Here is a 12,736-nt window from a genome sequence, read left to right as displayed (position 1 = left end):
GGCCTCGGCGGGCCTGCGCGGAGCCGGCACGGCCGGTGCGGGCGACGCCGCGCGGGCCCGGCGGGACGGGCCGAGCAGGCGCATCATCGGTGTCTCCACCCAGCGGTGCAGCGCGGCGGCCAACGCGAGCGTGACCACCAGGAAGCCGAGCACCGCGAGCGGGCCGCGCCAGCCGGGCAGGCCGGTCCCCCAGTGCCCGGTCAGCCGCAGCACGGTGACCATGACCAGCACGTGCACCAGGTAGAAGGCGAACGACACCTCACCGAGCCAGACCATCGCGCGCGACCGCCAGGGCGTGGGCCGGCCGCGCACGTCGGCGTCCGCCGCGGCGGCGATGACCAGCAGGTACGCGACAGCGAGCAGCGCCGCCCAGAACTCGGCCGGGATCCACAGCGCGGCGACCACCCAGGTGGTGACGAACAGGCCGGTGGCGACGGCGAGGTTCGGGCCGCGCCAGCGGTGCCGGCGCATCAGCTCGGCGGCGGCCACCCCCATCCAGAACTCCAGCGACCGGGTCACCGGGAAGATCTGGGTGAACCACCACCGCTGCTCCTCCGGCACGAGTTGCTGGCCGGGCCACAGCGCCAGGATGAGCAGCGGCGCCGCGACCAGCACGGTCCGCAGCACGCCGGTACGGGCCCGGCGCAGCCACGGCACCACCAGCGGCAGGCACAGGTAGAAGGCCAGCTCGCAGGAGAGCGACCAGCTCACGTTGTTGACGCTGTAGAAGTAGCCGCCCAGCGGGATCCACGCCTGGACCAGGAAGAAGTTGGCGATCGCGGCCCACGGCACGACCGGGTCGGCGAACCAGGCCGCTACCGCAAGCGCCGCGACGAACGTCACCACGTGGTTCGGGTAGATCTTGGCGAACCGGCGGCGCAGGAACATCCACGCGCGCTCCCCGTCCCGGTACGACCAGACCAGCACGAACCCGCTGAGGATGAAGAAGAACTCGACGCCCGACAGGCCCAGGCTGAACGCCTTGTCGACCAGGGGCTTCAGGTGCGGCTCGGCGACGATCCCCATGGTCCCGGCGTGGAAGCCGAAGACCAGCAGCGCGGCCACCCACCGCAATCCGGTCAGCGACGGCAGTCGCGGGGCACGGGTGACGGTCGGCGCGCTGGTCATTCCGGGCACCCTACCCCGGGCAACCGGGACGTTCCCGGCGAGCCGACGTCCGGTCGGCTCCACAGCGGCGGCGGATAGGATTTCCGTTCTGCACGCGCGGGCACCCACCCGGCTCCCGCCCGCACGCCGTGCCGTACGGAAGGTGAGCGAAACCGGATGCACCAGCGGATCCTGCTCCGCGCCCGCAAGGGCCCGTTCGACGTCCTCACGCCCGAGGAGACGTTCGCCGGCAACTGGATCGGGGACAACAGCGGCAACCTGGTCTTCAGCCACGCCGCGCACAAGCTGCTCGCCACCTCCACGGCCGAGATCACACCGACCCGCGTCCCGGCCGACCCGCGCCTCGCGGACGAGATCAACGAGCGGCACGACGTGTTCGTCGTACCCCTCGCCAACGCGTTCCGCCGCAGCTTCGTGCACCGCCTGACGCCGCTGACCCGGCTGATCGAACGGCTGAAGATCCCGGTGGTGGTACTCGGCGTCGGCGTGCAGACGAACGTCGACGGCGACCGCGAGTACCTGCGGCCGATCGACGAGCCGGTCCGCGCCTTCTGCAAGGCAGTGCTGGACCGGTCGCACAGCATCGGCGTACGCGGCGAGGTGACCGAGAGCTACCTCAACGCACTGGGCTTCTCCGACGTGGAGCAGATCGGCTGCCCGTCGATGTTCCTGCACGGCGACACGTTCCGGCTCGAGAAGAACCGCCCGGAGCTGACCGCCGACTCGAAGGTCGCGCTCACCATCTCCCCGTACGTCCGCTCGATGGCCGCTGTGGTCCGCCACCACCAGGAGCGCTACCCGAACCTCTGCTACGTGCCGCAGGACCTGCGCACGCTCGGCACCCTGCTCTACGGCGACGCGCCCGAGCACCGGGGCCAGAGCAGCGACATCCCGCTGCACACCTCGCACCCGCTGTTCGCCGAGGACAAGGTGCGCATGTTCGTCGACCCGTGGACCTGGATGTCGCACCTGTCCGGGTACGACTTCGCGTTCGGCACCCGCATCCACGGCACCATCACCGCGCTCGTCGCCGGCACGCCCGGCTACCTGTTCGCGCACGACTCGCGCACCCTGGAACTGGCCCGCTACTTCGGCATCCCGCACCGGATCATGCGGGACGTGCCGGCCGACGTCGACGCCGCCGACCTCTACGCGGAGGCCGACTACACCGCGCTCAACGACGGCCACAAGGCCCGCTTCGAGACCATCACCGCGTTCCTGCGCAAGCACGACCTCGGCATCTCGTTCGCCGACGGTGACAGCGCCGCGCGCTTCGACAAGCAGGTCGGCGAGACGGTGTTCCCGCCGGGCGTCGGGCCCGCCGCCGCCACCCCGCCGGCCGAACTGCTGACCCGCATCGAGCGGCTGCGCGACGAGAACGCGAAGCTCACCGCCACCATCGACGCGCTGCGCTCGCAGCAGCTCCGGGAGCGGATCAAGCAGGCCGTCCCGGGCACGGTCCGCCGGATGCTGCGGCGCTGACCGTCGTACGCCTGTTCGAGAGCACGGTACGATCGGCTGCGTGTCCGACGCGTACCAGCCCTCAATGCTCGACCTGGCCGAGCAGGGCCCGACCCTGGGCCCGCTCACCGGGGCGCTGCGCCGGCACGAGCTGAGCCGGGGCGCCTGGGTCGACCACCTGCCCGGCTGGGTGCGCGGCTCCGACGAGGTGCTCGACACGCTGCGCCACGACGTGCCCTGGCGGGCCGAACGCCGCACCATGTACGACACCGCTGTCGACGTGCCCCGGCTGCTCTGCTGGTACGCCGCCGGCCGCCCGCTGCCGCACCCGGTGCTCACCGCGGCCCGGGACGCGCTCACCCGGCACTACGCGCCCGAACTGGGCGAGCCGTTCGTCACCGCCGGCATGTGCCTCTACCGCGACGGCCGCGACAGCGTCGCCTGGCACGGCGACACCCTCGGCCGCTCCGCGCACACCGACACCATGGTGGCGATCGTCTCGTTCGGCTCGCCGCGCGCGCTGCTGCTGCGCCCGCGCGGCGGAGGCGGCGGCAGCCTGCGGTTCCCGCTCGGCCACGGCGACCTGGTGGTCATGGGCGGCTCCTGCCAGCGCACCTGGGAACACGCGGTGCCGAAGACCACCCGGCCGGTCGGCCCCCGCGTCAGCGTCCAGTTCCGTCCCACCGGCGTCGCCTGAGCCCGGGGCGGGACCACGTCCCGCCAGGGCACGTGCTAGAAACAACTCCCAGGGTCGATCACGCCCCCGTCACCCGCTGACGCGAAGGGCGACCGATGACCCAGTCCCCCACCTCCCGCTGGTCCCCGTGGACCCTGCACGGCGACGGCCGCCAGGTACGCCCCGGCGACGTGGTCGCGCCCGACGAACGGCTCTCCTGGCCGCGCACCATCGGCGTGGGCGTGCAGCACGTGGTCGCCATGTTCGGCGCCACCTTCACCGTCCCGCTGATCACCGGGTTCCCGCCCGCCACCACGCTGCTGTTCTCCGGGCTCGGGACGCTGCTGTTCCTGCTGATCACCGGCAACCGGCTGCCCTCGTACCTCGGCTCGTCGTTCGCGTTCATCGCGCCGGTCCTGGCGGCGAAGACCGACGGCGGCATCGGCGCGGCCCTCGGCGGCATCGTCGTCGCGGGCGTCGCGCTGGCGCTCGTCGGCGTGGTGGTGCAGGTGGCCGGCTCCCGCTGGATCGACGCGCTGATGCCGCCGGTGGTCACCGGCGCGATCGTCATGCTGATCGGCCTCAACCTCGCGCCGGTCGCCTGGGACGGCGGCGGCTCCGGCACCGGCGTGAAGGCGCAGCCGCTGATCGCCGTGGTCACGCTCGTCGCGATCCTGCTCACCACTGTGCTGTTCCGCGGCTTCGTGGCGCGGCTGTCGATCCTCGTCGGCGTGGTGGTCGGCTGGCTGCTCGCCGCGCTCACCGGCAACCTCGACCAGCAGGCCGTCAGCGGCCTGCGCCAGGCCGCCTGGATCGGTTTCCCCGAGTTCCACACGCCGAGCTTCGACGCGCGCGCCGTCGTGCTGGTCATCCCGGTGATCCTGGTGCTGATCGCGGAGAACGCCGGGCACGTCAAGGCGGTAGCCGCGATGACCGGCCGCAACCTGGACCGCGACATGGGCCGGGCGCTGCTCGGCGACGGCGTCGCCACCGTGCTGGCCGGGTCCGGCGGCGGTTCCGGCACCACCACGTACGCGGAGAACATCGGCGTGATGGCGGCGACCCGCGTCTACTCCACCGCCGCGTACTGGGTGGCCGGCGGCACGGCGATCCTGCTCGGGCTGTGCCCGAAGTTCGGCGCGCTGATCCTCACCGTCCCGGCCGGGGTGCTGGGTGGCGCCACCACCGCGCTGTACGGCCTGATCGCCATCCTGGGCGCCCGGATCTGGATCGAGAACCGGGTCGACTTCCACGACCCGATCAACCTGTTCACCGCCGCGGTCGCGGTGATCATCGGCGCCGCCAACTACACGCTGACCGCGGGCGACCTGTCGTTCAACGGCATCGCGCTGGGCACTGCCGCCGCCCTGGTCATCTACCACGGCATGCGCCTGATCGCCCGCCTGCGCGGCACCACTCCCGAGTCCCGCCAGTCCCCCGACCCCGAACTCTGACCCGGGTCCTCTCCCCGCCCGTCCCGCTGCCCCGCCGTCGCCCCGTTGATCATGAAGTTAGCGGCACAAATTGCCCGTTTCACGCCCGCCAACTTCATGGTCAACAGGCGGTGGGGGCGCGATCAGGTCCCCCCGAGGGCCCGGCCGCGTCGATCATGAGGTTAACGGCGATCGGTGTCCGTTTTGCCGCCGCTAACCCCATGATCGACCGCGCAGGGTGGGGGCGAGTGCCCCAAACACCCCGGGACTCGCCAGCCGCCCAGTCCGCCAGGAGCGCCCGCTGCGGTGATCAAGGAGTTTGCGGTCGGCGGGGGCGTGAAAAGGCCGCCAACTCCTTGATCAACCGGGTTGGGCGGGGGCCGAGAGAGGGCGCAGCGGCAAGGGCGTGGCGGGGGCGGGCGCGTCGGGTGGCCGGCCCGCCCGCCCCTCGTCAGTCGCGGTCGATGTGGTGGCCTACCACCGTCGGGCCTAGCATGACGGCGAAACCGGAACCGTCTCGGCGCGGGTCCGCAGGGGGCAGCTCCACCGGGTCGCCGGTGGCCGTCGCACCCACCGGCCGCGGGCCGATCCAGGCCACCGACAGCTCCAGCTCACCCTTGAGGAACCGCTGCGCGCGTACGCCGCCGGTCGCCCTCCCCTTCGCCGGGTACGCCTTGAACGGCGTCACCTTCACTGTCGCTCCGGTCGACGTCACCACCATCGGCTCACCGTGCTTCGCGTCGTCGGTACGGATCGCGCCGAAGAAGACCACCCGGGCGTCGCCCGGCAGGTTGATGCCGGCCATGCCGCCACCCTTGAGCCCCTGCGGGCGTACCACCGATGCGGCGAAGCGCAGCAGCGACGCCTCCGAGGACACGAACGCCAGCGTCTCGGCGCCGTCGGTCAGCCAGGTCGCGCCGACCACCTCGTCGCCGTCGCGCAGCGAGATCACCTCGAACTCGTCGGAGCGGACCGGCCAGTCCGGGGCGCACACCTTCACCACGCCCGCCCGGGTGCCGAGCGCCAGACCGGGCGACCCCTGCGCGGACGGGCCCAGCGGCGCAAGCCCGACCACCGTCTCACCCGGCTCCAGCGGCACCAGTTCCGCCGCCGACATGCCGCCGCGCAGCGACACCGTGCCGGACTGCTCCGGCAGCACCGGCAACGGCAGCACGTCGATCTTGAACGCGCGCCCGGCGCTGGTCACCAGCAGCACGCGGCCGCGGGCGGTGGAGTGCACGATCGCGCGTACCGCGTCATGCTTGACCCGGCCGCTGCGCCGGCGCGCCTCGGCGGCCTCCTCCGACTCGGCCGCGGTCCGCGCCACCAACCCGGTGGCGGAGAGGATGACCTGGCACGGGTCGTCGGCGACCTCCAGCGGACCGGCGGGCACCGAGGCGGCGAGCACCTCCTTGAGGTCGCCGTCCACGAGCGTCGTACGCCGCGGCGCGCCGAACTGCTTGACCACGGCGGCCAGCTCGTCGGAGACGACCTTCCGCAGCACCTTCGGGTCGTCCAGGATCTTCGACAGCTCCGCGATCTCGCCGCGCAGCTTCTCCTGCTCGGCCTCCAGCTCCAGCCGGTCGTACTTGGTCAGCCGACGCAGCGGAGTGTCCAGGATGTAGCTCGCCTGGATCTCGGAGAGCTTGAACTTCTGCATCAGGCCGTCCTTGGCGGCCTGGGCGTCCTCGCTGGCGCGGATCAGCTTGACCACCCGGTCGATGTCGAGCAGGGCGATCAGCAGACCGTCGACCAGGTGCAGGCGTTCCTCCCGCTTGCGCTTGCGGTACGCGCTGCGCCGGGTCACCACCTCGTAGCGGTGGGCCAGGAACACGTCGAGCAGTTCCTTGAGCCCGAGCGTGCGGGGCTGCCCGTCGACGAGCACCAGGTTGTTCACGCCGAAGGACTGCTCCAGCGGGGTGAGCCGGTAGAGGTCGGCCAGCAGCGCCTGCGGGTTCACGCCGACCTTGCACTCCACCACCAGGCGGGTGCCGTTCTCCCGGTCGGTGAGGTCCTTGACGTCGGCGATGCCGGTCAGCCGCTTGGTCTTGTTGACCTCGTTGGTGATGGCCGCGATGACCTTCTCGGCGCCGACGCCGTACGGCAGCTCGGTGACGGTGATGGCCTGCCGGCCGCGGCTGCCCTCCAGCGGGCCGATCTCCACCCGCCCGCGCATGCGCACCACACCGCGCCCGGTCTCGTACGCGCGGCGCACCTCGTCCAGGCCGAGCAGCAGCCCGCCGGTCGGCAGGTCGGGGCCGGGCACGAACTCCATGAGCTTGTCGAGTGTGGCGTCCGGGTGGTTGATCAGCCAGCGGGCGGCCTGGACCACCTCGCCGAGGTTGTGCGGGATCATGTTCGTCGCCATGCCGACCGCGATGCCGGACGCGCCATTGACGAGCAGGTTCGGGAACGCCGCCGGCAGCACCGTGGGCTGGGTCAGCGAGCCGTCGTAGTTCGGCTCGACGTCGACGGTGTCCTCACCCAGCTCGCCGACGAGCAGCATCGCCTCCCGGGACATCCGGGCCTCGGTGTTGTGGTTGACGAAACCACCGGCCAGGAAGGAGTGGTCGGCGGATTCGACTCGAACGGAATAGACCTCCGCCGGCTCGTCGGGAGAGACCGCGACGACCTTCTCGTATCGATAGCCCGCATCCATGACGGGCAGGATCGTGGCAAGGATCTCGGTGTCCTTGATGCGGTCGATGATGCGGAGTCGTTCGGTCTCCCACCGCTCGACACGATCGAAGTTGTGGCTGGTGAGCCACTTGCGTCCGCTGCCCCGACGATCGAAGTCGATGCTGCTGCGCACGTAGTCGGCCACAAAGGGGACATGGTCCTGACTGAGCCGATGCGGGCGCAGCGGCGTGTGCCGCAGCATCTTTGCCAGCACCGCCTGCTTGGTACGGAGGAAGCCGACACGAGTTGCGAAAGCCCTGATGTTTCGCGTCCCGGATATCACCAAGCGGTGCTCCACCGAGCCACTGGGCCGGGTGTAGTGGCGTCGACAGGCGATCACACCGAACTCCGCGAGCAGTTCTTGCACCTCCCGAGTCAGACGCTCGCTGTAGCTGGTGTACTGGATGGTGAAGCTGCTGTTGGCGACGCGGACTCCGCCGTCACCTTCGCAGAGGGCCATCAGGAAGGCCCGCTTGATGCCCCACCCCCCTGCCCAGACGAATTCGGGCACGAACTTGTCCCTCGCCTGGTGACCGATGAGCTCGGCGAGTGGACTCGCCCGGAAGGCGTCCATCCCGCCGGCGACGTCTTGGACGTCAAGTTCGTGAATGCGACGACGGTCTCGGCGCGTGTGCCGGTCATTGACGTAGCGTCGTCCAGCCACGACCTGGTCGTAGGCATGCAGGACCTCGCCGAAGAAATGCTCGTCGGTATTGCTGAATCCTGCCCGCGACTCGCTCGCGAAGCCTTCAGAGACCCAGGCACCACCGAGCACGCCGAGCATGTACTCACGGGCGGTGGGGACGACCTGATTCCATGCGTTCCGAGCGATACAGACCATCGAGCCCAGCGTCACCTCGTCGAGCCGACGCCACTGGAAGACAGGGACGCCCACCGGAGCTTCGAGGCAGAGAACCAGATGATTCTCACTACCACGCAGGGAGAATCCGGTCTCAGTCGTGATCCGGACCGTCGGGTGGACGCCCGAGTTGAAGACCTTGTTGACGCGAACCGCTTTGCCGTCCTTGTCGAGGACTTCGAAATCGGCCTCCGCCTCGCTGTTCGGCGGCAGGTCGACCACATCACCGATCCGTGGGCTGCTGCCATCGGCCAGGCGGATCCGGGTGTCACCCACGACGCAGTAACGCGCCGCGGCCGGTCCGTCGTCCGGCGAGCCGAAGTTGCCGTGCCCGTCGATGAGCGGGACGTTGAGCGAGAAGTCCTGGGCCAGCCGCACCATCGCGTCGTAAATGGCGGTGTCGCCGTGCGGGTGGTACTTGCCCATTGCGTCGCCGACGATCCGGGCGCTCTTGACGTGGCTGCGGTCCGGCCGGTGGCCCTGCTCGTACATCGACCAGAGGATGCGCCGGTGCACCGGCTTGAGCCCGTCGCGCGCGTCGGGCAGGGCGCGGGAGTGGATGACCGAGAACGCGTACTCCAGGTAGGAGTCCGAGACCTCGGTGACCAGCGGGTTGTCGAAGACGCGAGCGCCGGCCTGGTCGAAGGCGGCCAGGTCCGCCTTCGCGCGGTCGTCCTTGCGGCGTGCCATGGTGCGGTTTCCTTCCGAGACGAACCCGTTGGTCAGGCGTCGATGGCGTCGCGGTCGACCCGGTCGGCGGAGTCGATCAGCCAGTTGCGGCGGGGCTCGACCTTCTCCCCCATGAGCAGTTCGAGGATCCGCTCGGCGGCCTCGACGTCGTCGAGCGTGATCCGGCGGACCGCCCGGGTGGCCGGGTTCATGGTGGTCTCCCACAGTTCGTCGGCGTCCATCTCACCGAGGCCCTTGAAGCGCGGGATCGGCGTGACGATCTGCTTGCCGGCCTTCTCCAGCTTGCGCACCGTCGCCTCCATCTCCGCCTGCGTGTAGGTGTAGACGGTCTGCGGGTTGCGCCCCTTGGTGGTGATCTTGTGCAGGGGCGGCATCGCCGCGTAGAGCCGCCCGGCCTCGATCAGCGGCCGCATGTAGCGGGCGAACAGCGTGATCAGCAGGGTACGGATGTGCGCGCCGTCGACGTCCGCGTCGGCCATGATGAGCACCCGGCCGTACCGCAGGGTGGACAGGTCGAACGTCCGGCCGGAGCCGGCGCCGAGCACCTGCACGATCGCGGCGCACTCGGCGTTGTCCAGCACCTGCTGGAGGCTGGCCTTCTGGACGTTGAGGATCTTGCCGCGGATCGGCAGCAGCGCCTGGTATTCGGAGGACCGCGCGAGGCGCCCCGTCCCGAGGGCGCTGTCCCCCTCCACGATGAACAGTTCACTTCTCTCGATGCCCGCGGCCCGGCAGTCGACGAGCTTGGCCGGCATGGCCGCGCCCTCCAGCGCGGTCTTGCGGCGGGCGGCGTCCTTCTGCTGCTTCTGGGTGAGCCGGACCCGGGCCGCGTCGACGATCTTCTGGAGCACCGTGCGGGCCTCGGCCTTGGTGCGGCGGTCGTCCAGCCAGCTCTTGAGGTGCGCCTCGACCAGGCCCTGGAGCACCTTGGTGATGCCGGCGGTGGACAGCTCGTCCTTCGTCTGCGAGGTGAACTGCGGCTCCGGGATGCGCACGTGCACCACGGCCGTCATGCCCTCCAGGACGTCGTCCAGGGTGGGCGCGTCCTCCTTGGGCTTGAGCAGGCCGCGGGCGTTGCGGGCGGCCTCGGCGAGGGTACGGGCAAGCGCCCGCTCGAAGCCCTTGCGGTGGGTGCCGCCGTGGGCGTTGCGGATGGTGTTGGTGAAGCACTCGACGGTGCGCTCGTAGCCGGTGCCCCAGCGGAACGCCACCTCGACCTCGGCGCGGCGCTGCACGTTGGACTGCATGACGCCGTTGGCGTCGGCGGCGTTCTCCCGGTAGGTGCCCTCGCCGGTGACCAGCAGCGTGCCGGAGACCGGCCGGTCGCCGGCCGGGGCGAGGTATTCCACCATGTCGGTGAGGCCGTTGGGGAAGTGGAAGCTCTCCTCGACGCTCTGCTCGCCGGTCTCGTCGCGCAGCCGGTAGGCGACGCCGGGCACGAGGAACGCGGTGTTGCGCAGCTTGAGCCGGACCGTCCCGGTGTCGAGCGCGGCGCCGGTCTCGAAGTAGCGGGGGTCGTGCCACCAGCGGATCGAGGTGCCGGTGCGCTGGCCGCGCTTCATCGCGCCGACGATCTGCAGGCCGGGGCCGGGGGTGAAGGGCGCGTCCGGGCCGTCGCCGTCGAAGACGCCGGGTACGCCGTGGCGGAACGACATGGCGTGGACCTTGCCGCCGCGCCGGACGGTGACGTCGAAGCGGCGGGACAGCGCGTTGACGGCCGAGGCGCCGACGCCGTGCAGGCCGCCGGAGGTCTTGTAGCCGGAGCCGCCGAACTTGCCGCCCGCGTGCAGGCGGGTCAGCACCAGCTCGACGCCGGAGATGCCGGACTTGGCGTGCACGTCGGTGGGGATGCCCCGGCCGTCGTCGTCGACCTGGACCGACCCGTCGGCGTGCAGGATCACGTCGACCTTGGTGGCGTGACCGGCGACACCCTCGTCTGTCGAGTTGTCGAGGATCTCGTTGACGAGGTGACCCACGCCACGGCTGTCGGTCGAGCCGATGTACATGCCCGGGCGCTTGCGGACGGCGTCGAGGCCCTCCAGATGCGTCAGGTCGTCGGCCCCGTAGAGGGTCTCAGGCTGTGCGGTCAACTGGTCGTACTCCCAGGTCTCGGCGGTGTGGTGCCGTTCACCGTGTGATCCCCCCACGATGATCGCCGGGCGCGGCGCGCCGGAGCGAGCCTAGCCGGGTGCCCCGACAGGTCGGCGGCACCGGGGCGGTGCGTTGCGCGATCGGCCTGCCGTCCGGGTCCGTCCGGCGGTCGCGTACGGCGGTCCGGCGGGACGGGCGGGGTGTCCAGCCGGCACAACGACCCGGGCGCCGGATGTCTTCCCCGGTGAACGGCCACGGATGTCGGGCCATTGACGTCCGTCACACGCGCGTGATCTGATCGCCCTCCTGAAGAATCTTTCACATTTCGATGTCTTGGGAGGTCGGGCATGTCCGTGTTCCGTCGTTCCGTGCTCGCGGCGGCGCTGGCGCTCGCCACGGTGGCGTTACCCGCCGCCGCGGCGCCCGCCCGGCCCGCAGCCGCCGCACTGCCCACCGCCGCGGTGGCGCTGGGAGACAGCTTCATCAGCGGCGAGGGCGCCGGGGCGTACGCGCCGGTGGTGGACGTCAACGGGGTGGCCCAGGGCTTCCCCGGCTGGTCCGCCGCCAACGCCAACGCCTACTTCTGCCACCGCTCGCCGAACGCCTCGCTGTTCCAGGCCGACCTGCCCGGCATCTCCGCGCGGTTCAACCTGGCCTGCTCGGGCGGCCAGCCGTACGACATCGCCAGCGCCTCGGCGACCCGGACCAAGGGACGGCAGGTGGCCGCCCAGCTCGACCAGCTCCGGTCGGTGGCGCGGACCCACGACATCGACCTGGTGCTCGTCGGTCTCGGCTCGAACAACAGCTCGTTCACCTTCGGCAGCGTGGCGGAGAAGTGCGCCAACCGGTTCATCGCCGACGCGTGGACCGGCTGGTGGGAGTTCTGGGCGTACCTGGGCGGGCCGGTGGAGCAGAAGCCGTGCACGGACGCCGACCTGGGCACCGCCGCGCAGTTCGCCGCCGCCACCGCGGAGACCACCACGGCGCTGCGGCAGCTGCTCACCACGCTGGACCAGATCGACGCCGACGGGCAGCACCGGGTGGTGTTCCAGGACTACACGAACCCGCTGCCGTTCGAGCTGGACCAGACCTACTGGACCGAGGACAGCCGGGACGACACCCGGGACAAGTTCCGTGCGCTGGGCGCCGAGCGGTACGCGGCCGGCTGCCCGATCCACCGGGCCAGCCTGGCGCCCGGACACCGCTTCTCGCAGGGCCTCGGCACGCTCGTCGGCTCGGTACGCGGCACGCTCGCCGGCGAGTTCCCGCAGGACGACCTGGTCTACCTGAACGTGCAGCGCGCGTTCGACGGCGCCCGGCTCTGCGAGTCGACTGGTAGCCCGGGCAACGCCCTTGCCACCCCGATCCGGCTGATGGACGGCCCGAGCGGCACGTTCGTCACCAGCCTCTCCGGATACGACAAGCTCGACATCCAGCGCATCGCCAACGCCTGCGGCACGTACTTCCAGACCTGCCAGGAGTCGTGGCACCCGAACGCCGCCGGGCACAAGGTGCTCGGCCGGTGCCTGGCCGGGGCGGCGGCGACCGGCGCCCGTACCGTCTCCTGCGTCCGCGCCCCGGACGGCACGGTGAGCGTGAGCTGACAGCGATGGCCGGCGCCCCCGCACCCCGGGGTGAGCGCGTTGAGCTGCTCGCAGACCGCCACGTACGACTCGTACGGCGCGACCATGAAGCAGGTGTGGGTGAACCGCTCGACCT

6 protein-coding genes and 3 pseudogenes are annotated in these 12,736 nt (G+C 71.0%); 4 read left to right on the top strand and 5 right to left on the bottom strand.

All coding sequences use genetic code 11. The features are described 5' to 3' along the window. The coding region (locus tag AC2CHG_RS25605) for an acyltransferase family protein (protein WP_484525744.1) at positions 1-1,128 on the bottom strand (1,128 nt) is incomplete at its 3' end. A 156-nt stretch (positions 1,129-1,284) separates the two neighbouring features. Between AC2CHG_RS25605 and AC2CHG_RS25600 the strand changes: the two genes are divergently transcribed. The 3 genes from AC2CHG_RS25600 (at position 1,285) to AC2CHG_RS25590 (ending at position 4,719) form a co-directional block, all read left to right on the top strand. Beyond that, positions 1,285-2,610 (top strand): polysaccharide pyruvyl transferase family protein, encoded by a 1,326-nt coding sequence (locus AC2CHG_RS25600; RefSeq protein ID WP_484525743.1) that lies wholly within the window; start codon positions 1,285-1,287, stop codon positions 2,608-2,610. Between the two features lie 40 nt (positions 2,611-2,650). After that, positions 2,651-3,286, top strand: coding sequence for an alpha-ketoglutarate-dependent dioxygenase AlkB (locus AC2CHG_RS25595; RefSeq protein WP_366619005.1), 636 nt, complete (start codon positions 2,651-2,653; stop codon positions 3,284-3,286). 95 nt (positions 3,287-3,381) lie between these two features. Beyond that, positions 3,382-4,719, top strand: coding sequence for a uracil-xanthine permease family protein (locus tag AC2CHG_RS25590; RefSeq protein ID WP_484525742.1), 1,338 nt, complete (start codon positions 3,382-3,384; stop codon positions 4,717-4,719). 430 nt (positions 4,720-5,149) lie between these two features. Here the strand turns inward: AC2CHG_RS25590 and AC2CHG_RS25585 are convergent. From AC2CHG_RS25585 to AC2CHG_RS25570, 4 genes and pseudogenes are all read right to left on the bottom strand, one after another. Then, positions 5,150-7,231 (bottom strand): annotated as a pseudogene (locus AC2CHG_RS25585) (DNA gyrase subunit A); the annotation flags it as partial. Positions 7,232-7,624: 393 nt separating this feature from the next. Further along, positions 7,625-8,218: pseudogene (locus AC2CHG_RS25580) on the bottom strand (LAGLIDADG family homing endonuclease); the annotation flags it as partial. 81 nt (positions 8,219-8,299) lie between these two features. After that, positions 8,300-8,926, bottom strand: a pseudogene (locus AC2CHG_RS25575) (DNA gyrase subunit A); the annotation flags it as partial. Positions 8,927-8,958: 32 nt separating this feature from the next. Further along, positions 8,959-11,016 carry a DNA gyrase/topoisomerase IV subunit B gene (locus AC2CHG_RS25570; protein ID WP_410054884.1) on the bottom strand — a complete coding sequence of 686 codons (2,058 nt, stop codon included), beginning with the start codon at positions 11,014-11,016 and terminating at the stop codon, positions 8,959-8,961. Between the two features lie 348 nt (positions 11,017-11,364). Between AC2CHG_RS25570 and AC2CHG_RS25565 the strand changes: the two genes are divergently transcribed. Further along, positions 11,365-12,621 carry an SGNH/GDSL hydrolase family protein gene (locus tag AC2CHG_RS25565; RefSeq protein ID WP_262012189.1) on the top strand — a complete coding sequence of 419 codons (1,257 nt, stop codon included), beginning with the start codon at positions 11,365-11,367 and terminating at the stop codon, positions 12,619-12,621. Positions 12,622-12,736: the final 115 nt, after the last annotated feature.

This window comes from Micromonospora sp. ATLC20, assembly GCF_057196585.1.
This window is presented reverse-complemented; position numbering and strand designations above follow the sequence as displayed.

Coding starts and splice junctions, on each gene's coding strand:
- AC2CHG_RS25600 (WP_484525743.1), top strand. CDS start 1,285: ATGCACCAGCGGATCCTGCTCCGCGCCCGCAAGGGCCCGTTCGACGTC.
- AC2CHG_RS25590 (WP_484525742.1), top strand. CDS start 3,382: ATGACCCAGTCCCCCACCTCCCGCTGGTCCCCGTGGACCCTGCACGGC.
- AC2CHG_RS25565 (WP_262012189.1), top strand. CDS start 11,365: ATGTCCGTGTTCCGTCGTTCCGTGCTCGCGGCGGCGCTGGCGCTCGCC.